16 protein-coding genes are annotated in these 22752 nt (G+C 70.3%); 12 read left to right on the forward strand and 4 right to left on the reverse strand.

Translation table 11 applies throughout. The annotated features are described in order from the left end of the window. Positions 1-143 precede the first annotated feature (143 nt). From WMF33_RS38775 to WMF33_RS38785, 3 genes are read left to right on the forward strand one after another with little or no spacing between them, the layout of a single operon-like run. Positions 144-554: a 6-pyruvoyl trahydropterin synthase family protein gene (locus WMF33_RS38775; RefSeq protein ID WP_061629189.1), complete on the forward strand. Its 411-nt coding sequence runs from the start codon at positions 144-146 to the stop codon at positions 552-554. 54 nt (positions 555-608) lie between these two features. After that, positions 609-2090: a DEAD/DEAH box helicase gene (locus WMF33_RS38780; RefSeq protein WP_020739894.1), complete on the forward strand. Its 1482-nt coding sequence runs from the start codon at positions 609-611 to the stop codon at positions 2088-2090. Then, positions 2077-3303, forward strand: a complete 1227-nt coding sequence (locus WMF33_RS38785; protein WP_437333323.1) for a DUF790 family protein — start codon at positions 2077-2079, stop codon at positions 3301-3303. The genes WMF33_RS38780 and WMF33_RS38785 overlap by 14 nt, the downstream gene beginning before the upstream one ends. Before the next feature lie 129 nt (positions 3304-3432). Here the strand turns inward: WMF33_RS38785 and WMF33_RS38790 are convergent, their stop codons facing one another. Continuing rightward, positions 3433-4482 carry a PEGA domain-containing protein gene (locus tag WMF33_RS38790; protein ID WP_437333324.1) on the reverse strand — a complete coding sequence of 350 codons (1050 nt, stop codon included), beginning with the start codon at positions 4480-4482 and terminating at the stop codon, positions 3433-3435. Between the two features lie 320 nt (positions 4483-4802). On the opposite strand from WMF33_RS38790, the gene WMF33_RS38795 reads away from it, so the two are divergent. From WMF33_RS38795 to WMF33_RS38805, 3 genes are read left to right on the forward strand one after another with little or no spacing between them, the layout of a single operon-like run. After that, positions 4803-5780, forward strand: coding sequence for a phosphotransferase family protein (locus WMF33_RS38795; RefSeq protein WP_437333325.1), 978 nt, complete (start codon positions 4803-4805; stop codon positions 5778-5780). Positions 5781-5786: 6 nt separating this feature from the next. Further along, positions 5787-7181, forward strand: coding sequence for an MATE family efflux transporter (locus WMF33_RS38800; protein ID WP_437333326.1), 1395 nt, complete (start codon positions 5787-5789; stop codon positions 7179-7181). Position 7182: 1 nt separating this feature from the next. Next, a complete protein-coding gene (locus WMF33_RS38805) occupies positions 7183-8064 on the forward strand; it encodes a LysR family transcriptional regulator (protein WP_437333327.1) in 882 nt (293 codons plus the stop codon). Between the two features lie 22 nt (positions 8065-8086). Here WMF33_RS38805 and WMF33_RS38810 read toward each other — a convergent pair whose 3' ends face one another. Together WMF33_RS38810 and WMF33_RS38815 are read right to left on the reverse strand one after the other, a co-directional pair. Beyond that, on the reverse strand, positions 8087-9448 hold the full coding sequence (locus tag WMF33_RS38810) for an MFS transporter (RefSeq protein ID WP_437333328.1): 1362 nt from the start codon (positions 9446-9448) through the stop codon (positions 8087-8089). A gap of 414 nt (positions 9449-9862) precedes the next feature. After that, a complete protein-coding gene (locus tag WMF33_RS38815) occupies positions 9863-10933 on the reverse strand; it encodes a PHP domain-containing protein (RefSeq protein WP_437333329.1) in 1071 nt (356 codons plus the stop codon). Between the two features lie 176 nt (positions 10934-11109). On the opposite strand from WMF33_RS38815, the gene WMF33_RS38820 reads away from it, so the two are divergent. Next, complete coding sequence (locus WMF33_RS38820; RefSeq protein ID WP_437333330.1) at positions 11110-12219, forward strand: glycosyl transferase; 1110 nt, start codon at positions 11110-11112, stop codon at positions 12217-12219. Positions 12220-12291: 72 nt separating this feature from the next. Here the strand turns inward: WMF33_RS38820 and corA are convergent, their stop codons facing one another. After that, positions 12292-13494, reverse strand: a complete 1203-nt coding sequence (gene corA, locus WMF33_RS38825) for a magnesium/cobalt transporter CorA (protein WP_437333331.1) — start codon at positions 13492-13494, stop codon at positions 12292-12294. A 245-nt stretch (positions 13495-13739) separates the two neighbouring features. Here corA and WMF33_RS38830 point away from each other — a divergent pair, with 245 nt between their 5' ends. The 5 genes from WMF33_RS38830 to WMF33_RS38850 all read left to right on the forward strand — a co-directional run bounded on the left by WMF33_RS38830 (position 13740) and on the right by WMF33_RS38850 (position 22094). Continuing rightward, complete coding sequence (locus WMF33_RS38830; protein WP_437333332.1) at positions 13740-15203, forward strand: hypothetical protein; 1464 nt, start codon at positions 13740-13742, stop codon at positions 15201-15203. 260 nt (positions 15204-15463) lie between these two features. Then, positions 15464-16918 carry a sensor histidine kinase gene (locus WMF33_RS38835; RefSeq protein ID WP_437333333.1) on the forward strand — a complete coding sequence of 485 codons (1455 nt, stop codon included), beginning with the start codon at positions 15464-15466 and terminating at the stop codon, positions 16916-16918. Positions 16919-17925: 1007 nt separating this feature from the next. Beyond that, entirely contained in the window at positions 17926-19332 is a 1407-nt protein-coding gene (locus WMF33_RS38840; protein ID WP_437333334.1) for a glycosyl hydrolase family 28-related protein, read from the forward strand. A 169-nt stretch (positions 19333-19501) separates the two neighbouring features. Next, positions 19502-19681, forward strand: coding sequence for a hypothetical protein (locus WMF33_RS38845; protein ID WP_437333335.1), 180 nt, complete (start codon positions 19502-19504; stop codon positions 19679-19681). 1021 nt (positions 19682-20702) lie between these two features. Then, entirely contained in the window at positions 20703-22094 is a 1392-nt protein-coding gene (locus WMF33_RS38850; RefSeq protein WP_437333336.1) for a glycosyl hydrolase family 28-related protein, read from the forward strand. Positions 22095-22752 lie beyond the last annotated feature (658 nt).

Raw genomic sequence — 22752 nt, forward strand, 5'->3', positions numbered from 1 at the left:
GGTCGACCGGTCACTGCGTCCCGCACGAACCCGCCTGCCGACGCGGCGGCCGGAGCGGGCACCCGTCCGCACCTTACTCCCGCGCGCCGCGGCAGGCGATTGGGATCTCCCTCCGACGCCGGAACGACGGGTATAGTGCGACCATGTACACGGTCGGCGTCCGCGATCACATCATGGTGGCCCACAGCCTCAAAGGGGAGCAGTTCGGCCCTGCGCAGCGCCTGCACGGCGCGACCTACACCGTCAGCGTGGAGGTGGACCGGGAGGAGCTGTCGCCGCTCGGCCAGGTCGTCGAGACGAGCGTGCTGCGGGACAACCTGCGCAGCGTGCTCGCCGAGATCGACTACCGCAACCTCGACGAGCACCCGGCGTTCGACGGCAAGCGCTCGACCCCGGAGCTCATCGCGCGCTACATCCACCGCGAGCTCGGCCGCAGGCTCCCGCTGAACGCCGGCACCACCCTCACGATCACGCTGCACGAGTCCCCGCTCGTGTGGGTCCGCTACCGCGCGCCGATCCGCGGCGCCTCCATCATGCCGACCGAGCTGGCCTGATCGCCGCTCTCCGGGCTTGGCACGCGGCCCCGCCCGCGGCAAAAGAGGGCGCCGATGACCGAGCCGGTCCGCACAGCGCCGATCGTCCTGAGCTTCCAGGGCGGTACCCTCCGCATCGAGGGGGTCGCGCCGCGCCCCGCGCTGGCGCCGGCCGGCGAGCTCGACGGCAGCGCCCTCCCGGCGGAGGCGCCGGGCGGCGACGGGGCGCCGGGCTCGGCCGCGGAGGGCGCGCCGCTCGACCCCGCGTGCCTGCCCGCGTCCTGCCGCTGGGACGCGCGCGAGCGCGTCTATCGGGTGCCGGCCATCGACTACGCCGAGCTCGTCCTCCGGCTCCGCGCCCGCGGGGTCGCCTTCACCGACGCCGCCCGCAAGTACGAGGCGCTGCCGCTCGAGCCGCTCGCCAAGCACGACCCCTTCCCGTACCAGCGCGAGGCGCTCGAGGCGTGGGCCGGGCGGCGCAGCCGGGGCGTCGTCGTGCTCCCGACGGGCGCGGGCAAGACGTTCGTCGCGACGCTCGCGATCGCCGCGCGCCAGCGCAGCACGCTCGTGGTCGTCCCGACGCTGGATCTCCTGAACCAGTGGTACGACGGCCTCTCCGCCGCGTTCGGCGTCCCGATCGGCCTGCTCGGCGGCGGTTACCACGACGTCCTCGACCTGACGGTGACCACCTACGACTCGGCGCACGCCCACATGGACCGGCTCGGCGCCCGCTTCGGCCTCGTGATCTTCGACGAGTGCCACCACCTGCCGAGCCCGTCGTACGCGCTCGCCGCGAAGATGTGCCTCGCGCCCTTCCGCCTCGGCCTCACCGCGACGCCGGAGCGCGCGGACGGCCGGGGCTACGACGACCTCATCGGTCCGATCGTCTTCCGCCGCGAGATCACCGAGCTCTCCGGGCAGTACCTCGCGGCCTACGACGTCGTCCGGCTCGACGTCCCGCTCTCGGAGGACGAGCGCGCCGCGTACGAGGCGGCGCGCGCCGTGTACATCGGCTTTCTGCGGGCGAACGGCATCCGCATGCCCGAGGGGTGGGGGCAGTTCATCCTGCTGAGCTCGCAGTCCGACGCCGGCCGCCGCGCCTTCGAGGCGTACCGCCGCCAGCGGAGCCTCGCCCTCTGCGCGCCCGGCAAGATCGACGTGCTCGCGCGGCTGCTCCACGCCCACCGCGCCGATCGCACGCTGGTCTTCACCGAGGACAACGCCACGGTCTACCAGATCTCGCGGCAGTTCCTGCTGCCGGCCATCACGCACCAGACGAAGGTGAAGGAGCGCAGCGCCATCCTCGAGGCGTTCAACCGCGGCGCGCTGTCGGCGGTGGTCACGTCGAAGGTGCTGAACGAGGGGGTCAACGTGCCCGAGGCGAACGTCGCGATCGTCCTGTCGGGCAGCGGCTCGGTGCGGGAGCACGTCCAGCGGCTCGGCCGCATCCTGCGGCGGAGCGAGAACAAGACGGCGATCCTCTACGAGCTCGTCGCCCTCGGCACGAGCGAGCAGCGGGTGAGCGACAAGCGCCGGGAGCACGTTGCTTACCAGTGATCTCGTCCGCGTCCGCCGCCGCGGCGGGCTGCTCGTCCCGCAGTACCTCCGCGGGGCCGCCGCCGAGCGGCTGCTCCCGGTGGCGCGCGCGTACATCGAGATCCTGTCCCAGCGCGTCGGCGAGCGCCGCGACGACGTCGAGGCCGCGCTCGACGCCGTCGAGGTGCCCGCGCGGGATCGCGTCGCCGCGCTCGGCCTGCGGAAGGTGCTCGAGGACGGCTGCGAGTACGAGGTGCAGGAGGGCGTCGACCCCGAGGCGCTCCGGCGGGAGCTGTTCCTGGCCGCGGCGGCGGCGCACCGCGCCCTCGACGTCCGCGCCCGCTTCGATCGCGCCGCGGTGCTCGACGAGGTGGCCGCCCGGCTCGGCACGACGCCCGCCGCGATCGAGGCGGGGCTCTACGCCGACCTGCGCGGCGCCGAGATCCTCCGGCGCGCGGCCGCGGACGCGCCGGAGATCCTGCTCGACCGGTACAACCTGTCGCTCGCGCAGTCGATCCTGCTGAAGGCGACGCAGGTGACGATCCGCGTCGAGGGCGAGAGCGCCCCGCGGTACCGGCGGATCTTCCGCGCGGCGCGGTTTCACGGCCTGATCCACGTGGTCCAGGGCGATCCGGTCTCCGGCTACACGATCGTGCTCGACGGCCCGTTCAGCCTGTTCGATGCGGTGCAGCGTTACGGCCTGCGGCTCGCGATGTTCCTGCCGTCGGTGCTCTCGTGCGCCTCGTTCCGGCTGCGCGCCGAGCTGCGCTGGGGGCGCGACAAGGAGCCGCTGGCCGTCGAGATGGGCCCGTCGGACGGGCTCGTGTTCCACGGGCGCGAGCTCGCGGACACGACGCCCGAGCTGGACGCGTTCTGCGAGGGGTTCAAAAAGCTCGGATCGCCCTGGACCGTGTCGCCGAACGAGCGGCTGTTCGCGCTGCCCGGAGAGGTGGTGTGCGTCCCGGACCTCGTGTTCCTGAACGCGGAGACCGGCGAGGAGGTGTACCTGGAGGCGTTCGGCTTCTGGAGCCGAGACGCGGTGTGGCGGCGCGTCGAGCTGATCCGGAAGGGGTTTCCCGCGAGGATCCTGCTCGCGGTCGGCAAGCAGCTCCGCGTGAGCGAGGAGGTGCTGGGGGAGGACGAGGCGGGGGAGATCTACGTCTACCGGGCGACGATGTCGCCGCGGGCGGTGCTGGCGCGGCTGGACGGCAAGCGCGGGGGGCATGCGGGCTGAGAGGGCCGGGACCTCCACGTATCCAGGTTTGTCCGACGCTGGGAGGCGCGCCTCGATAGCCAAGGGAAAACCCAGCTCCCCTGACGGCCGGGTTGCCCATGTTGCGTCGCTACAAGAGGACGTGCCTTGTCACCACGTGCCCTGAAGGAAGACCCCCGCCCGCTCTGCCGTCATCACCGGCACGACGCGGACGCCCTGGCGGGCCGGCTCGCGCGCCAGGTACGACAGATCCGTGAGGAACGCGGCCACCGTCACGGCCGCGAAGACGCCGCCCGCCACCAGCGTCCCCACCCCGAGCTCGCGGAACAGGTCCCGCTCCTCGGCCGTGTCGCGGAGCTCGGCGCAGGCCAGCGGCGCGTCCGCCCCCCCGCACGCGGACGGGTCCCCTCCCCCGCCGCGGAGCGCGGCCTCCTGCGCGGCGAGGTCGTCGCGGAGGACGCCAGACCGCAGGAGGAAGACCGTGCCGGCCGCCACCGTCGCCGTCGTGAGCGCCACCCCGCCGATGCGCAGCTCCGTCAGCGGGAAGGTCGACCCCGCCGGAGCCCCAGCCGGAGCCGCCGGAAGCGGCGCAGCCGGGGCCGCCTCCGACGCGCGCGCGACGCGCTCCGGAAGGCGCCGCAGCTTGAGGGCGACCGGGTGCGTCAGGCCAGCCTCGGCGAAGAACGAGCTCACCGCCTCCTCGTGCCCCTCGAGCCGCGCCCGGGCGGTGTGCTGCCCCGGCTCCACGAACACCTCGTGGACCGGCTCCGGCGGGTAGAGCGCCTGCTCGTCGATCAGGACCTCGGCGCCCGGCGGATTGGTCGTCACGTAGACCGTCGCCACGCGCTTCGCGGCGCGCTGCAGGCCATCGTCGACCTGGTCGCGGAGCCACCCGCTGATCACGCCCCGGTGCTGGAGGCACTGCGCCAGGTGGCTCGCCGCGTCCCGATGCCGCCCCAGCGAGAGCTCGACGAGCCCGAGCTCACCGGCGATCGTCGCCCGCTCCGCGTCGGTCGTCCACGCCCCCTGCGCGGCCTCCAGCGCCCGCTCGTAGGTCGCCGCGGCCGCCACCTGCCGCCCGGCCGCCTGCGCCTGCCTGGCGCGGCGCAGCAGCCCCGCCGTCATCGACGCCGCGCGCACGTCCGGATCGGCGTAGGGCTCGTCCGCGCTCGCCGCATTCCCGACACCGGCGACGGACATCCCGAGAGCACATGGCAGCAGCCAGGAGATCAAGCGACGCACGTACTCTGAGATACTTGCAGCGGCGATCCCAAGTCAATTGGCAGCTTCGTCACGCCACGGTCCCGTGGGCCTGCGTCCACGCCCGCGTTCCATCCGCCGGCGGTGTGATCCGCGCCCGCACAGGCCGCTCGTCGAGCGCCCATGGGTTGCCGCAAAGAGCCGGTCCCCCTGCTCCGTGCCCTGGTACACTCCCGGCCGCGCCCCGACAGCGGCCCAAGTCCAGCACGACGGACGCTGTTGCGCCGATCACACCGGCCGTCGACGACCAAGGGAAAGCCGTGGAGAGCAAGACCAAGAACACGAAGACGCGCCCGCAGATCGCGGCCATGGCCGCCAGGGCCTTCGGCGGCGCGGCGCTCGCGGACGGCGAGCATGCCGTGCGCGAGCTGAAGGAAGGCTGGTTCAACGCGGCGTACGACGTCCGGCTCGCCGACGGCCGCGAGGTCATCCTCAAGATCGCGCCTCCGAAAGACGCGGAAGTCCTGTCGTACGAGAAGAACATCATGGCCACGGAGGTCGCCGCCATGCGCCTTGTCCGGCGGAACCCTGCCATTCCAGTGCCCGAGGTCTACTTCTACGACGACGCCCGCGATCTGTGCGACTCGGACTATTTCTTCATGGAGAAGATCCCCGGGGACAACCTCGAGCACGTGAGGTCGCGCCTGCCCCCCGAGGCTCAGGCGTCCGTCGACCGGCACGTCGGCGAGATCATCCGGGAGATCAACGGCTTCACCGGCGCCTATTTCGGTTACGAGGGGAACCCGGACCTGCGCGCGAGCACCTGGAGAGAGGCGTTCCTCAAGATCATGGAGTCGGTGCTCGACGACGGCGCAAGGAAGAACGTGGTGTACGACCACGGCTACGACGAGATCCGCGCCGCCATCCTCAAGCACGCCTCCGCGCTGGAGGAGGTCACCACGCCCCGCCTCGTCCACTGGGACGCCTGGGACCTCAACCTGTTCGTCAAGGGCGGCAGGGTCACCGGCATCATCGACTTTGAACGGGCGCTCTGGGCCGATCCCTTGATGGAGTCCCAGTTCCGGCTGCTCTTCAGCGAGGGGATCACCCACAGCATGCGCGGCTACGGCAAGACCTCCTTCACCCGGGAGGAGGAACAAAGGTGCTGCCTGTACTCGCTGCACCTCGCCCTGGTCATGAACACGGAGTGTTATTACCGGAGTTATGACACCGATTCCGTCTACAACCTCTCCAGGCAGATGATGGGCGCGAGCATGGACTGGCTGAAGGCCGGCTGAGCGCGCATGGGCGGCAACTCCAGGGTCGAGCGCCTGGGGACGGAGAAGATCGGGAAGCTGCTCCTGGAGATGTCTTCCCAGACGACCCTCTCCCTGCTGGTCTATGCCGGCTACAGCATCACGGATATCTACTTTCTCTCGGTGGGCATCGGCTCGCTGGCGGCCGCCGGCGCCTCGATCGTCTCGCCGGTCCTGATCGCCCTCGGCGCCGTCTCCACGACCGTCGGTGCCGGCGGCGCCTCGGTGGTCTCCCGCGCGCTCGGCGAGCACGACGTGGAGAGGGCCTCCCGGACCGTGGCGAACACCTTCCTGATCTTCTGGACGGCGGCGCTCGCCATCACGGTCCTGGGCTCGGCCTTCATCGAGCCGATCGTGTACCTGCTCGGGGCCACCGACAGCATCGCCCCCTATGCCGTCGAGTACGGGCGGATCATCTTCCTCGGCGCCATCACCAGCACCGGCTACTCGGCCATCATCAGGGCGGACGGCAACGCCAGGTACTCGACCGCCATCTGGGTCATCCCCGTCAGCGCCAACATCGTCCTGTGCTGGCTCTTCATCCTCGTCTTGCGGTTCGGCGTCTCGGGCGCCGCCCTGGCGACGGTCTCTGGCCAGACCCTCTCGGCCGGCATGAGCGTCTATTTCTTCTTCTTCAGAAAGGACCGCTCCTATCGCATCAAGGCGTCGTATTTCAAGCCGGACTGGCCCATCATCGCCCAGGTGCTGACGATCGGGCTCCCCTCGCTCGTCAAGAACTTCAGCGTCAGCCTGGTCGCCGTCGCCACCAACAACCTGCTCAGGATGAGCGGCGGCGACAGCGCCCTCGGCGTGTTCGCGATCGTGGGCCGGCTCTACGCCGGGCTGATCACGCCGCAGACAGGCATCGTCCAGGGGATGCAGCCGCTCGTGGGGTACAACTTCGGCCAGAGGCACTTCGAGCGGGTACGGGAGACCGTCCGGCTCTCCTTGAGCGCCGCGGTCGCCTATGGCTCGCTCGTCTGCGGCGTCTGCCTGCTGCTGCCGGCGGCGCTCATCGCCCTGCTCTCCAGAGAGAGCGCGATCGTCGCCGAAGGGCAGACCGCCTTGCGGCTGCTGGCGCTGTCCTACCCCCTGACCGGCGTGGTCATGGTCACGGCGGCCTCGTTCCAGTCGGTCGGCCGGGCCAGGGAGGCGCTGCTGCTCACCCTCGGGGGCACCCTCCTCGTCAAGCTGCCGGTGCTGCTGCTGGCCTCCCGCCTGTTCTCCCTCACCGGGATCTGGGCCGCGGAGGCGAGCTCGGAGCTGATCCTGTGCCTCGTCTCCTTCCTCTTGCTGAGGAAGTCGCCCCCTTGGAGCTCCCCCCTCGCCGCCCCTACGCCGCCGCCCACGGCCGGACGGCTGGGGGAAACCAGAACAGGATAAGATGGATATCTATCAGCTCAAGACCTTCGTCGCTGTGGCTCGCGAAGGCAGCATTACGCGCGCCTCGGCGCTGCTGCACCTGAGCCAGCCCGCGGTGAGCGCGCACATCAAGGCGATCGAGGACGCGCTCGGCATCGCCGTGTTCGAACGCACGGCTCGGGGCATGAGCCTGACCCGTGAGGGCGAGCGGCTCCTCGTCAAGGCGGAACAGGCGCTCGCCGCTCATCAAGAATTGATGGACGAGGCCACGCGTATCAAGGGGCGCCTTGCTGGGAAGCTCCGCCTCGGCGCGGGCAGCAACTCGAACAACGAGGCAGTCGGGAGGCTCCTCGCGGTCCTCTCGGAGCGCTGCCCTGAAGTGGAGGTGGTCCTCAAACACGCGACTTCGCTCGATATACTCGCTGGCATACGCAACGGCAGCCTGGACGCTGGCTTCTACAATGAGTCCGGCGAGCTCGATCCGGAGCTGGCGGCCATCGAAGTGTCTCGGTTCAGAATTTACCTCGTAGCGCCTCCGGGGCTCGTCGCGATCTCGGGACGACCGGACTGGAGGTCTCTCGCGGATTTGCCGTGGATCTATCCCACGCTCAGCGCCTGCTGTGGGCGGGCCGCGGAGAGCCTGTTCAAGGTGAATCAAATCCGGCCCAAGCGAATCATCAGCGTCGATCGCAACGACGTCACGCGGACGCTGATCGCCGGTGGGACCGGAGTTGGCCTGCTGCACGCCGACACCGCGAAGGAGGCCCAAGCCCGGGGGGAGGTCGAGCTTCTCTTCGAATGCCAGACGTTGGTGCGAGTCCTTTTCGCGCATCTGGCGAGCCGTGCGCAGGACCCCTTGCTGGCTGCTGCCGCGTCGATCGTTCGAGCAGGGGAGACGTCGTGATTGGGCCCGCCGCTCGGCCGCGTCACGACGCCTCCCCGTGGCGAGCGAGCCCGGACGGGCGCGCCGCGAAGGCACGGCATGCAAACCCGACCGCGAGCGCGGCGACGATCAGCGTCGATCCGACCGCGAACGTGCCCCTCATCCCGCCGGCGGCGGCCTCGGGGCTCGCCTTCGTGATGTCGCTCGTCGCCGAGGCGAGCGCGAACACGGCGCCCATCGCGGACGCACCGGTGATGAGGCCCAGGTTGCGCGCCAGGTTGAGCATCCCGGAGACGAGCCCCCGCTGGTCCGGATGGATGTCCGTCATGACCGCGGTGTTGTTCGCCGCCTGGAACAGCGCATAGCTGGCGGTGCTCACGACGGTCGGGACGACGTAGCCCAGGAGGCCGAGCCTCGCTGGTATCATGGACAGAAGGAACGAGCCGGCGGCCATGCCGACGAGACCGACGACGGTCATGCGCTGTGCGCCGACGCGGTCCACGATGTGCCCCGCCGGCATGCCCGTCAACGCGGCGACGAGCGGGCCAGCCGACATGACGGCTCCGACGAGCGCCGCGTCGAGGCCGAGCGCACGAGAGAGATAGAACGGCCCGACGACCAGCGTCGCCATCATCACCGTCGAGACGAGCATGCTCATGGCGAGGCTCGCGCTCAGCGCCGCGCTGTGAAACATCGTGAGCCGGATCAGCGGCGCGGTCGTGCGGGCCTCGGCGAGCACGAAGCCCCCCACGCCGACGGCGGCGGTCAGCAGCAGCGCTACGTTGGCGGTGCCGAAACGGCCACGCCCGATCGTCATGGCGAGCGCATACGCCGCGAGCGTCAGCGCAAGCAGCACCGTGCCAACAAAGTCGAAGCGGGCGCGCCGCCCCCGGCGGTCGAGGGGCAGGTAGCGATACGCGATGAGGAACGCGAGGACACCCAGCGGTACCTGGACGAGGAATATCGCCCGCCACCCCGCCACGGAGATCAAGGCGCCGCCGAGTGAAGGGCCCAGCGCGGTGCCGATCGCGGACATCGTTCCGAGCATCCCCATGGCGCTGCCGGTCCTTGCCTTCGGAACCGTCTCGCCGACGAACGCCACGGCGAGGGACATCATCACGGCCGCGCCGACGCCCTGCGCCGCTCGGGCGGCGATCAGCAGCCACAGCGCAGACGCGACGCCGCACAGGACCGAGGCGGCCGTGAAGCAGAAGATCCCTGCGAGCAGCAGCCGCCGACGTCCGGTCATGTCGCCCAGTCGACCGACGGTGACGATCAGCGTGGTGATGGCGAGGAGGTACGCGAGCACGATCCACTGGACTTCTTGGAAAGAGGCGGTGAACTCGTGCGCCAGCGTCGGTAGGCCGACGTTGGCGATGCTCGTGCCGAGCGAGGACAGCAGCATGGATAGCGAAAGGCCAGCCAGCGCCCCTCGAACCGAGCTTGACGATTCCCGGCGTCCAGCGGCCACCTCATCGCTCTGTCCACGCGCTCGACACGGGCCCGATCGGGGACCATGCATGTCGTGCCCTCGCGAGGCCGGCGTTCGCTTCGAGTTGGGCAGGGTCTGCTCTACCATGGGAAGAAGTCTGCATCCTCGCGCCGCCAACGATCCAATCGCTTTTTCGTAGGTCGGCCCTCAGGGAAGCTGAGGTGGGCGCAGAAAGGCCGCCGACGCCGGACGGGCCCCCGACCCTGGACCGAACGCGGCGCCCCCCGACGTCGCCATCAATGAGCCCGCCGGCGATCTTCCCCGGGTCGTTCTCGCCTTACCGGCCGCCCATCGGCTCCGCGCCGCGCGCTCCCGCCCTCGCCGCCCCTACTCGACCGTCGCGTACGCCGCCGTCCACGCCCGCTTCCCGTCCGGCCGCGTGATCCGCGCCCGCACGTAGCGCTCCCCGCCGCGGAGCCGGTACGTCGCCCGCCCCGCCAGCGGCTGCTGCCGCTCCAGCACGCGCCCGCCCCGCCCGACGAACTCGACGACCGCGCCCGCGGCCACCGGCCACACCGAGAACGCATCGCCGCCGATCGAGATCCTCCGCAGCCGCGCGCCCGACGACGCGTAGAGCCGCCCCCTGGCCAGCGCGCTGCAGATCGCCGCGCGCGACACCTCGCGCGAGAACACCTCGACGAACCCCCGGCCGGGCCCCGCAGCCGGGGCGTTCGACCCGGGCACGAGCTGGTGCAGGTCGTCCACCGCCACGCCGGCGATGCCCCCGCCCACGAAGCCGCGCGCCGTCAGCACCGTGTCCCACAGCGCCTCGTGCGACGGCCGCGCCGCGTCACCCTCGGTGTGCACGTAAGGATGCCCGCTGTGGATCTCCAGGAGCTCCGCCGCAGGCGCCCCCAGGAGGTCGCCGGCCGTCAGTGCCCAGTCGAAATTCGGATGGTTGATGAGCGCCACGCCCCCCTGCGCCCGCACCCGCCCGACCGCCCAGCTCAGCGCCTCGCCCTTGGTGGGGAAATCGCCGCCGCCGATCGTCGCCCGCGTGCAGAGCGCGTTCACGTGCACCGGCCGCCCTTCCGCCGACATCGTGATCTCCTCGCCGGGGAGAACGACGAAATTCGGCTGTACCTCCAGATCCCGGAACATCGCAGGATCGGCGCGCTGGTTGTGATCCGTCAGGGCCACGAACGCATACCCGTTGTCGCGGTACCAGCGGACGACCTCGCGCGGCGCGCTGTCCCCGTCGCTCAGCGACGTGTGCGTGTGGAGATTTCCACGCTGGAACACGTCCACGTCGAGCGTCTGCTCGAACCGCAAGGGCCCCGGCGGCCCGCCCGGGGGATCGGGGGCGTCGGAGGAGGACCAGGCGCGCTCCTTCCAGGAGGCGAACGCGAGGACGGCCGCCGCGCCGATGACCAGGAGAGCATTCCAGCGTCTGCGCATCCCCATAGCGACGATATGGAGAGTATACAGGACGCCTCGGCCGCGACCACTTCGGCGCAGCGCAATCGCACCTCCGCGCGCCCCTCACCGGCGCTCCGGCGGGCCCGTCCCCCGTCCGTTCATTCCGGCTCGAATCGTCGCGCCAGGGGGGCACGCCCGGCGGCATACTGCCTCCCGTGCCGCGCCCCCTGCTCGCCCTCGTCATGATCGTCAAGGACGAGGCGCCCTCCATCCGCGAGACCCTCGCCTCCGTCAGGCCCCACATCGACCGCTTCACCCTCCTCGACACCGGCTCCACCGACGGCACCCAGGCCCTCGCGGCCGCCGCCCTCGAGGGGGTCCCGGGCGATCTCGTCGAGGAGCCGTTCGTCGACTTCGGCGCGACGCGCAATCGCGCGCTCGACCTCGCGGGCGACGCCGCGGTGTTCACCCTCATGCTGAGCGGCGACGAGCGCCTCGTCGGCGGCGGGGCGCTCCGCCGCTTCTGCGAGGAGCGCCGCGACGCCTCGGGCCCGGGCCACGGCGCCTACTACGTCCGCGTGCGTTACGGCGATGCCGTCTACGACTCCGCCCGGCTCGCCCGCGCCTCGGCCGGGTGGCGCTACGTCGGCGCCACCCACGAGGTGCTCACCCGGCAAGGCGAGCCGCCCCCCTCGATCCGGGTCCCCGACGCCCATGTCGTCCACGACCTCTCCCGCCGCGACCCCGCGGCCCAGACCCGGCGGTGGGAGCGCGATCTGGAGCTGCTCTCGGCCGCGCTCGCCCGCGCCCCCCGCGACGGGCGCACCGTCTTCTACCTCGCGCAGACCCTGGAGTGCCTCGGCCGGCACGCGGAGGCGTTCGAGACCTACGAGCGCCGCGCCGCGCTGGGCGGCTGGCAGGAGGAGGTCTACGAGTCGCTGTTCCGCATGGCGCGCACCGCCGACGCGCTCGGGCGCCCCTGGGCCGAGGTGCAGCAGCGCTACCTCGACGCCCACGCCCACAGCCCGCACCGCGCCGAGCCGCTCTTCGCCGTCGCCTGGCGCTGGTACGAGCAGCAATGCTGGCCGCTCGCCTACCTCTTCGCCTCGCGCGGCGCCGCCATCCCCTTCCCCGCCCAGGCGACGCTCTTCGTCGACGCCGAGATCTACGAGCACAGGCTGCTCGACCTCGTCGCCACGAGCGCGTTCTACCTCGGCGAGCTCGCCGCCGGCGAGGCCGCGCTGCGCACGGCGCTCGCCCGCCGCCCCGGCGACCCGCGCCTGCTCCGGAACCTCGCCTTCTACACGACCGCGACGAAGCGCTGACGCCCCGCGCCGCCGGGCGGCCCGCGCCCACGCGGCGCCGCCGCGACCCCGCCCTCGCCGCGCCGCCGCCGCTCAGCGGCCGTCGCCGTCCTTCCCGAGCCAGCCCTTGCGACGGTAGTACGTGAGCAGCCCGACGACGCTCGCCGACATCAGGCACCAGACGAGCGGATAGCCGTAATACCAGTCGAGCTCGGGCATGTTGTACGGCGAGCTCTCGTGGTGAAAGTTCATCCCGTAGATGCCCGCGATCGCGGTGACCGGCAGGAAGATGGTCGAGATGATCGTGAGCACCTTCATGATCTCGTTCATCCGGTTCGACATCCCGGAGAGGTGGAGATCCATGAGGCCCGAGCTCAGCTCGCGGTAGGTCTCGACCATGTCCATCAGCTGCACCGAGTGGTCGTACGTGTCGCGCAGGTAGAGCCTCGTGTCCTTCGTGAAGATCGGGTTGTCCTCGCGGAGCAGCGCGTTCACGAGGTCGCGCTGCGGCCAGATGGCGCGCCGCAGCGTGAGCAGGTCGCGCTTCAGGTCGTGGATCGGCTTCGACATCGAGCGCTTCGCGTCGATGACCTCGACCTCCAGGTCCTCGATGCGCTCGCCGAGCCGCTCGAGCACGGGGAAGAAGCCGTCGACCACCGCGTCGAGCAGCGCGTAGGCCAGGTAGTCGGCGCCGCGCGTCCGCACCGTGCCCCGGCCGGTGCGGATGCGCTCCCGCACGGCCTCCATCACGTCCCAGTCGGCCTCTTCCTGGACCGTCAGGACGAACGTCTTGCCGACCAGGATCGCGAGCTGCTCGGTGCGCAGCTCGCAGCGCTCGGTGACCTGCGCCATCCGGGCGATGATGAGGACGTGCTCGCCGCCGTAGACGTCCGCTTTGGGCCGCTGGGGCACGTTGACCATGTCCTCCAGCGCGAGCGGGTGGATCTTGAAGATCTCGCCCAGCCGCTCGAAGGTGGCCTTGTGCCCGAGCCCTCGGACATCGACCCACGTGATGGAGGGCCGGTCGTCCGTGAGGTACGGGATGCACTCGTCGAGGGTCGGGATCTCCTTCTCGGAGACCACCTCGGCGTCGTAGTCGATGACGAAGATCTTCGGCCGCCGCGTGTCCTCGATGACGAGCGTCCCGGGCGGCGACGCCGGCGGCGGCTCGTGCACGAGCCGAGCGCGCCTTGGCCGCTGCGTCCGGTCGAGGTCGGCCCGCTCCTGGGCCCAGGAGGTGCGCAGCGGCGGGTCGCTGCTGCGCTGCGAGTCGGGGGGTAGCGTGGTGCTCGTCACGGGGGCGGGATGGTAGATCAAGATCCCGCGGCATCGAGCGCGCTCTGGCGCTCGCGGCGAGCACGGGTGGCGCCGCGGGTGGCGCTCGCTCCGCAGCGCCGCGTGGCGTATGCTGGGAGGGTCGCGGAGGGGAACGGGCGCTCGCAAGGCCACGTCTTCCTCCTTGTCCTGCTGGCAGGGGGAGCACCGCGAGGCGCGCCGGCCTGCGCCTCGCGCCGCCGCGCGCCCTGCCCTCCCGGATGCCCATGGGAACGACCCTCGACATCGCGATCGGCCTCGTCAGCGTCTTCTTCCTGCTCAGCGTCCTCAGCTCGGCCATCTACGAGGCGCTCGCCGGCGTCTTCCGGCTGCGCGCCCTCAACCTCGCGCAGAGCATCGAGATCATGCTGGCCGATCGCGCGCTCGACCCGCACGTGCTCCGGTCGCTCGCCGCCCGCGAGGCCGCCGCGCACGGGGCCGCCCCGAGCGAGCCGATCGCGACGCGCGTGCTCCGCCGCGCCGCCGACCTCGTGCGCGTCCGGCTGATGCCGGGGCCGCACCCGAGCCCGCTCGCCGACGCGCTCCGGCAGCACCCGCTGATCAAGGACCTCAAGTACGGGTGGGTGGGGCCGTCCTACATCCCCGCGCACGCGTTCGTGGCCGCGCTCATCGACACCTTGCGGCACATCGACTGGCCCCGGAGCGACGCGCCGTCGCCCCCGCAGGCCGTCGCGGCGGCGCCGTCGCTCGCCCAGGCGGGCGCCGCGCCGTCGCCCCTCCTGGCGAGGGCCGCCCTCTCCATCGCCGCGACCCCCGCGCCTGCGCCGGCGGGCGACGCCGCTTCCGCGCCGGCGGGCGACGCCGCTTCCGCGCCGGCGCCGGCGGGCGACGCCGCGCCCGCATCGCCGGAGAGCGCCGCCGCGCCGTCCCCGCCCGCCATCGCCGACGCCGCCGCGCCCCCGTCGGCCGGCGCCGCGGCGGCGCCGCCGGGCGGCGGGGCCGCGCTGCCGAGCAGCGACGAGGCGCCGCTCGACGAGCTGAAGGGCATCATCGAGCGCATGCCGCGGGAGAGCGATCTCCGGCGCGCCCTCGCCACGATCGTCGACAGCACGGTCCGGGACATGCGTGAGGCCAACATCCGGCTGGAGCGCTGGTTCAACGACGCCATGGACCGGGCCTCCGGGCGGTACAAGCGCCGCGCGCAGCTCATCATCAGCGCGACGGCGCTCGTCCTGTGCGTCGGGTTCAACGCCGACAGCATCAAGCTCGCGGGCGCCCTCTCGCGCGACGCCGTGGTCCGCGCCCACCTCATCGCCGCGGCGCAGGAGATGGCGAAGACGGCGCCCCGCGCCGCGCCGCACGAGGGCGGCATGGACCAGGACGAGGACCTCATGGCCGCGCTCGCCCAGGGCGGGAGCGCGCACGGCAAGCTCACCGGGCTCGATCTCAAGATCGCCTGGGGCGTGCAGGCCCCCGAGCAGACGAGCGTGCCGAGGCTCTGGAACGCGCTCTCGGCGATCCTCGGCCAGGCCATCGTCGCCTGGATCCGCGGGGTGCTCGATCGGCTCCTGAGCCCCGGCATCCTCATCACCGCGGCCGCCGCGTCGCTCGGCGCGCCGTTCTGGTTCGACCTGCTCAACAAGCTCGTGAACCTCAGGACCGTCGGCAAGAGCCCCGAGCCGTACGAGCCCCCGAAGGGCGCCGGACCGGACACCAGCGTGAACCGCTGAGCGGCGGCCGCGGCCCGGCCTCCTCGTGGAGCGCGCAAAAGAAAGGAAGCGAGTCTTCCCGGGCCGGCGCAGAAGTCATGTGCGCTCAGCCCCGAGCGCCACAATGGCGGCGCGAGGGGATGCACCAACGAGCTCCGGTCGCTCTGTCAGCACCTGACACGAGCCCGGCGGACATCTGCCGCTGCGGCGACGGCGATCCGCCGCGGCTCCGGCGCTCTTCCGGCGTTGCGCTCGCGCACGCGGCGCAACAGGATCCCGGCATGGAGGTGCGATGGCTGCAGGCCCCGGCGAAATCGAAATCTTCTCTGATGATCGAGCGGCTGCCGTCCATCCTGCTGTCGCTATTTGCGGCGTTCTTCGCCGCTATCGCGAGTTTCGTGATCTCGGCCGCCTACGCCGAGCACCGAGCCGCCGAGATCGACGCTGCGGCGATGAGCTTGGCGGAGAACGCCACGCCGAGCATCATGCACCTGGCGGCCGCGCGCGCCGAGCTGAGGCACACCCAGGCGCTCCTGAGCGACCTCGTCAACAGCGCCGTGCTGGGCCGGCCGCTCGACCGCCGCGAGCTCGATCAGGCGCGCGACAACCTCTCCCGGAGCCTCGACGCCTACCTCGTCATCCCCGTCTATCCGGGAGAGCTCAAGCAGTGGCAGACCGTCGCGCAGGAGCTCGGCAAGCTCGGGCAGGACACCGATCGGGTCCTCTCGCTGGTGGCGAACGACCAGCCGCGCGAGGCCAACAAGCTCATGGACGACACGCTGCGAGCGGACTTCGACGCGACGAGCGAGGCCGTGATGGCGAGCATCGAGCTCAACGCACAACACGCACGTCGCATGGCGATCGAGATCGCGGCCAACCGCGTTCGCTCGCGCCGGGTCGCGCTGGCGCTCAACACGGCGAGCGTGGCGTTCGCGCTGCTGGCCTGCGCGGCGGCCGCCGTGCAGGTGCGGCGCAATGTGAGGCTGCTCTGGCGGCAGGGCGTGCTCCTGGAGCGCCGAGCGGATGAGCTCGAGCAGTTCGCTGGCCGGGTCGCGCACGACGTGCTCGGCCCCCTCGGCGCGGTCGCGCTCGCGCTGGACCTCGCCCTGCGGCGGTGCGGCGAGGGAGAGCCTGCACGAGCGTCGATCGAGCGGGGCCGGCGGGCCATCCTGCGGGTCAAGCGCATCACCGACGGGCTCCTGGGGTTCGCTCGCGCGGGCGCGAGGCCGGAGCCGGGCGCGCGCGCCGAGGTGCGCCCGGTGATCGACGACCTCATGGTCGAGCTCGTCCCTGTCGCGGCGGAGCTCGGCGCGGAGCTCCGCGTCGAGCCCTTCGCCCCGTGCGCGGTGGCCGCGAGCCCGGGCGTGCTGACCAGCATCCTCGCCAACCTGATCCGCAACGCGCTCAAGTACCTCGGCGACGCGGCGACCTGTCGCGTCGTCGTCCGGGTGCTCGACGCCAGGGATGCCGTGCGGATCGAGGTGGAGGACACGGGGCCCGGCATCGCGCCAGCCGTCGAGCAGCTGGTGTTCGAGCCTCACGTCCGAGCGCAAAGCGCTCGAGTGCCGGGTCTGGGTCTGGGCCTCGCGACCGTCAAGCGCCTGACCGAGGCGCACGGCGGCCGCGTGGGGCTCCGCACCGTCGTGGGCGAGGGGAGCGTCTTCTGGTTCGAGCTGCCAAAAGCGAGCGCCGAGGCGGCGCGCGCGTCCGACGTCGACTCCAGCGCCAGCGCGTGACCTCCGGGAGGGTGCGGCCCGGCTGCTCCGCAGGCGGCGCGAGGACGCGCCAGCGCTGCTGCGGGAAGTCGCCCACGGTTCCGCAGAAAGACCGGGCTCGCCCGGCGTGACATGTCACGTGACATGAGACGTCGGCAGCGTGGCATGTCACGTGACAGGAGACATCGGCGGCGCGCTCCTCCCGCGCGCTCGCCGCGCGCGGGAGCGCGCTGCCGCGCTGGAACCGTGCTCTTGGGCTGGGTTCGCGGCGGCCCTCGCCTCGCGGGCTTTACGCTGATGCGCCGGGCACCGCCGCGATGCAAGGCCGCGTCGGATGGCATCATCGTTGCCTGACGAGCCCTCCGGGCGATGCCAGAGGACAGAAAGAAGCCGACCTTGGATGGTCTGCGCGCCGCGGAGCGCGCGCCACGGCCTGGGGTGCCGCCTGCTCATGCCAGGGCGATCCGCCCATGCACCGCGGCATGGTCGCGGCGCACGGTCGCCGTGCACCGGCTCGTCGGTGCTCTCTGCCGTGATGTTGACGATAACCGTACGACCCTCATCAAGGAACCAAAGAACCTATGCGCTTGACGCAGCGGCTTGCAACGATCTGCGCCGGAGCCTTGCTCGCGCTCGCCTCCGCCCCAGCCGGGGCGGACCCGCCTCCGGCCGCCTGGGGCTACGACCCTCCCACGGAGGAAAGCACCACGAGCGAGGCGATGTGCAGCCACTACGACGACAAGGAAGAGCCGTTCGAAGGAGATTCTTTCACTGGAGCTAAATGCGATGGTGTTCCTAACATATCGCCGACGTGCGAGGGGCCTTTCTGCCCCACGGTCACGTGCTCTCCCTGCGATGTGCTCAACGGGGCGCCCTCCACATGCGAACAGAAGTGTTGCACTTCGCCTGTCACCTCGAACCAGAAGTGCCCGGGGACCTTGGAGGTGCATGAGAGGCACAACCGCTGTGGTGGTAACAATGAGGTGGGCTGCTGTGAGCCGGGCTCCGTCGACTACTTGAATGGCGTAGTGGATGTCCTGCCCTACCTGGAGAGGCCGGCGGAATGGCCGTTCTCTGCCGACCCCGACGTCGACGATAGCTGCACCGTCGACGACAGCCCGGGCATCGCGAAGGCCATCGAATGCGCAGCGTCGCTCTCGACCATGAGGCGCACCGTCTATTTCCCTGCCGGGCGATACGTGGTGCGCACTCCGATCAGACCTCATTACGATCGTCTGACCCTCACGGGACCGGAGCTGTCTGCGGACGCCGCCTCTGGCGATCCCGACACCGCGACCCTGGTGGCGGTCCCCTGCAATCCGGAGCAATTTCCCGGGGTGGTCCAGGTCGACACGACCCTCAGGGGGGACAATACCACCCCCGCGGCCATCAACGAGGTCTGGATTCGCAATTTCCAGGTCGCGCTCACGGACGGTCCACGGTTGGCGGCCAACAGCGGCATTCAGGTCAACAGATGCTCGAACTGCCTGGTGGAGAACGTCATCATGCGATACGAGCCCCTCGTGGAAGAGCTGCCTTCCTGCAAGCCGTCCAACCTGGATGGCATCACGTTCGCCTTGGGATCCGGGGGCGCGATCCGCAACGTCATCGTGGACGGCGTACCGAAGGGCGGCATCTACCTGGCGTCGAACCCCGCCGTGCATGGCACGCCATCGATCGAAGTGGAGAACTGCGAGCTCAAGAACATCAACGGTCCGGTCGGAGCCATCGCGCTCAAGATCATCGCCGCCAACGCGACCGTGAGGAACTGCGAGATCCACCACAATCAGCTTCATCCCACCAATGGAGCCATAGGGACCAATGGTGGGCACGGAATACAAATCTTCACTCAGGCGCCGCTCAACGCCCCAGTCTCGGTGCCCGAGGACATCCGGATCGAGAACACCTATTTTCATCACAACGCCGGCTCCGGCGTCGCGCTGGGGAGCGCCACGCCGGGCTACGTCCCGACGGGGATCCGGTTCTATAGGGTCAAATCCGCTTACAACCAGCACTATGGCGTGAACATCCAGGCGGGCACGGACGTAGAGATGAAGGACGTCTGGTCCTGGGGCAATGGATCTTACGGCATGTACCTGACCGCGAGGTCGAACCTGCCCCCCAGCACGTTCCGGATCGGCGACGTACTCCTGGAGGACCCGCTCGTCTTCAACAACAATCTCCTCCCGCGGTTGGGTCTCAACAAGGTGGGTATCAAGATCCAGGCCAGCGACGTCACCGTCCTCGGCGGCGAGGTCGCGGTTTGTAACGACGAGAACGACGAGGGCGAGGTGCTGGGCAAGTCCGTCCAACAGATGTGCTGGCTGGCGGGCCCGGGGGATACTACGCTCTTCTACCCGGTGGGCAACGTCGTGTCGGGCGTGAGCACCACCAACACGTCCGAGCCAGAGATAGCGGATTGTCCTTATGACTGAGTCGAGCAGTCCACGGGTCCTGCGCGTCATCAAGCCCCGGCGGGAGGTATGACACGCAGAGCCAATCGGCGGCGGCGCGGCCCGGCGCCGATGGCGCGCAACCGCAGGACGGCGGCCGAGGCGGTCGCGCCGCTCCAGGAGGCCCCCTCGGGGACGCTTTCAATCCAGCGTGGGCAGCCGGTTCGTTGCAGCCGTCGAGGGGTTCTCCCGCTGGTTCGAGCAACAGGCGCGGCGTCTGGTGGGGCTCAGCACCGTCGTCGGCGAGGGGAGCGTCTTCTGGTTCGAGCTGCCCAAGGCGAGCGCCGAGGCGGCGCGCGCGGCCGACGTCGGCTCCAGCGCCAGCGCGTGACCTCCGGCAGGCTGCGACCCGGCTGCTCCGCAGGCGGCGCGAGGAGGCGCCAGCGCTGCTGCGGGAAGTCGCCCACGGTTCAGCAGAAAGACCGGGCTCGCCCAGCGTGACATGTCACGTGACATGAGGCATCGGCAGCGTGACATGTCACGTGACATGAGGCATCGGCGGCGCGCTCCTGCCACGCGCTCGCCGCGCGCGGGGGCGCGCTGCCGCGCTGGAACCGTGCTCTTGGGCTGGGTTCGCGGCGGCCCTTGCCTCGCGGGCTTTACGCTCATGCGCCGGGCACCGCCGCGATGCCAGGCCGCGTCGGATGGCATCATCGTTGCCTGACGAGCCCTCCGGGCGATGCCAGACGACAGAAAGAAGCCGACCTTGGATGGTCTGCGCGCCGCGGAGCGCGCGCCACGGCCTGGGGTGCCGCCTGCTCATGCGAGGACATCCGCCCATGCACCGCGGCACGGTCACGGCGCGCGATCGCCGTGCACCGGCTCGTCGGTGCTCTCTGCCGTGATGTTGACGATAACCGTACGACCCTCATCAAGGAACCAAAGAACCTATGCGCTTGACGCAGCGGCTTGCAACGATCTGCGCCGGAGCCTCGCTCGCGCTCGCCTCCGCCCCAGCCGGGGCGGACCCGCCTCCGGCCGCCTGGGGCTACGACCCTCCCACGGAGGAAAGCACCACGAGCGGGGCGATGTGCAGCCTCCACGACGAAGACGGGCCGTTCGAAGGAGATTCTTTCACTGGAGATAAATGCGATGGTGCTCCTAACATATCGCCGACGTGTGAGGGGCCTTTCTGCCCCACGGTCACGTGCTCTACCTGCGAGCAGCTCAACGGGGCGCCCTCCACTTGCGAACAGAAGTGTTGCACTTCGCCTGCCACCACGAACCAGAAGTGCCCGGGGACCTTGGAGGTGCATGAGAGGCACAACGGCTGTGGTTATGATGAGGATAATGATGATGAGGACGAGGGGGACTGCTGTGAGCCGGGGTCCGTCGACTACTTGAATGGCGTAGTGGATGTCCTGCCCTACCTTCAGAGGCCGGCGGAATGGCCGTTCTCTGCCGACCCCGACGTCGACGATAGCTGCACCGTCGACGACAGCCCGGGCATCGCGAAGGCCATCGAATGCGCAGCGTCGCTCTCGACCATGAGGCGCACCGTCTATTTCCCTGCCGGGCGATACGTGGTGCGCACTCCGATCAGACCTCATTACGACGATCTGACCCTCACGGGACCGGAGCTGTCCGCGGACGCCGTCTCTGGCGATCCCGACACCGCGACCCTGGTGGCGGTCCCCTGCAATCCGGAGCAATTTCCCGGGGTAATCCAGGTCGACACGGCCCTCAGGGCAGACGACACCATCCCCGAAGAGCTCAACGAGGTCTGGATTCGCAATTTCCAGGTCGCGCTCACGGACGGTCCACGGTTGAGGGCCAACAGCGGCATTCACGTCAACAAATGCTCGAACTGCCTGGTGGAGAACGTCATCATGCGGTACGAGCCCCTCGTGGAAGAGCTGCCTTCCTGCAAGCCGTCCAACCTGGATGGCATCACGTTCTCTTTGGGATCCGGGGGCACGATCCGCAATGTCATCGTGGACGGCGTACCGAAGGGCGGCATCTACCTGTCGTCGGACGCCGCCGTGCATGGCACGCCGTCGATCGAAGTGGAGAACTGCGAGCTCAAGAACATCAACGGTCCGGTCGGAGCCACCGCGCTCAAGATCATCGCCGCCAACGTGACCGTGAGGAACTGCGAGATCCACCACAACCAGCTTCATCCTGTCAATGGATCAGGGGTCAATGGTGGGCACGGAATACAAATCTTCACTCAGGCGCCGCTCAACGCCCCAGTCGCGGTGCCCGCAGACATCCGGATCGAGAACACCTATTTTCACCACAACGCCGGCTCCGGCGTCGTGCTGGCGAGCGCCACGCCGGGCTACGTCCCGACGGGGATCCGGTTCTATAGGGTCAAGTCCGCTTACAACCAGTACTATGGCGTGAACATCCAGGCGGGCACGGACGTCGAGATGAAGGACGTCTGGGCCTGGGGCAACGGATCTTACGGCATGTACCTGACCGCGAAGGGGTCGCTGCCCGCCAGCACGTTCCGGATCGGCGACGTCATCCTGGAGGACCCGCTCGTCGTCGACAACCATCGCCTCGCCGGGTCGTGTCCCACCAACGCGGGTATCAGGATCGAGGCCAGCGACGTCACCGTCCTCGGCGGCGAGGTCGCGGCCTGTAACGAGGAGTGCGAGCCGCAGGGCAAGTCCGTCCAACAGATGTGCTGGAGGGCGGGCCCGGACAATACGCTCTTCTACCCGGTGGGCAACGTCGTGTCGGGCGTGATCGCGACCAACACGTCCGAGCCAGAGATAGGGGATTGTCCTTATGACTGAGTCGAGCAGTCCACGGGTCCTGCGCGTCATCAAGCCCCGGCAGGACGTCTGACACCCCGGGCTCCTGCGGCGAGCGCTCGACGCGGGCGGGCAGCCCCGACGTCCTAGCACACGTCGTGTCACCCCGAACGCTCTCCTGGAAACGTCCGGGTACACGCAGCGTCACTCGGCCCCCACCCGCCCGCCCCCGCTGGTTCGAGTTGCCAAAAGCGAGCGCCGAGGCGGCGCGCGCGTCCGACGTCGACTCCAGCGCCAGCGCGTGACCTCCGGGAGGCTGCGACCCGGCTGCTCCGCAGGCGGCGCGAGGACGCGCCAGCGCTGCTGCGGGAAGTCGCCCACGGTTCAGCAGAGAGACCGGGCTCGCCCAGCGTGACATGTCACGTGACATGAGACGTCGGCAGCGTGACATGTCACGTGACAGGAGACATCGGCAGCGCGCTCCTGCCACGCGCTCGCCGCGCCGCGCGCGGGAGCGCGCTGCCGCGCCGCGCGCGGGAGCGCGCTGCCGCGCTGGAACCGTGCTCTTGGGCTGGGTTCGCGGCGGCCCTCGCCTCGCGGGCTTTACGCTGATGCGCCGGGCACCGCCGCGATGCAAGGCCGCGTCGGATGGCATCATCGTTGCCTGACGAGCCCTTCGGGCGATGCCAGAGGACAGAAA

It is taken from the genome of Sorangium sp. So ce394, assembly GCF_051474665.1.
GTDB lineage: Bacteria > Myxococcota_A > Polyangia > Polyangiales > Polyangiaceae > Sorangium > Sorangium cellulosum_D.

What these genes read in the sequence shown, in the direction of transcription:
- WMF33_RS38775 (WP_061629189.1), top strand. Translation starts at nt 144, where the DNA reads ATGTACACGGTCGGCGTCCGCGATCACATCATGGTGGCCCACAGCCTC.
- WMF33_RS38780 (WP_020739894.1), top strand. Translation starts at nt 609, where the DNA reads ATGACCGAGCCGGTCCGCACAGCGCCGATCGTCCTGAGCTTCCAGGGC.
- WMF33_RS38790 (WP_437333324.1), bottom strand. Translation starts at nt 4,482, where the DNA reads ATGTCCGTCGCCGGTGTCGGGAATGCGGCGAGCGCGGACGAGCCCTAC.
- WMF33_RS38800 (WP_437333326.1), top strand. Translation starts at nt 5,787, where the DNA reads ATGGGCGGCAACTCCAGGGTCGAGCGCCTGGGGACGGAGAAGATCGGG.
- WMF33_RS38805 (WP_437333327.1), top strand. Translation starts at nt 7,183, where the DNA reads ATGGATATCTATCAGCTCAAGACCTTCGTCGCTGTGGCTCGCGAAGGC.
- WMF33_RS38810 (WP_437333328.1), bottom strand. Translation starts at nt 9,448, where the DNA reads ATGCTGCTGTCCTCGCTCGGCACGAGCATCGCCAACGTCGGCCTACCG.
- WMF33_RS38815 (WP_437333329.1), bottom strand. Translation starts at nt 10,933, where the DNA reads ATGCGCAGACGCTGGAATGCTCTCCTGGTCATCGGCGCGGCGGCCGTC.
- WMF33_RS38830 (WP_437333332.1), top strand. Translation starts at nt 13,740, where the DNA reads ATGGGAACGACCCTCGACATCGCGATCGGCCTCGTCAGCGTCTTCTTC.
- WMF33_RS38835 (WP_437333333.1), top strand. Translation starts at nt 15,464, where the DNA reads ATGGAGGTGCGATGGCTGCAGGCCCCGGCGAAATCGAAATCTTCTCTG.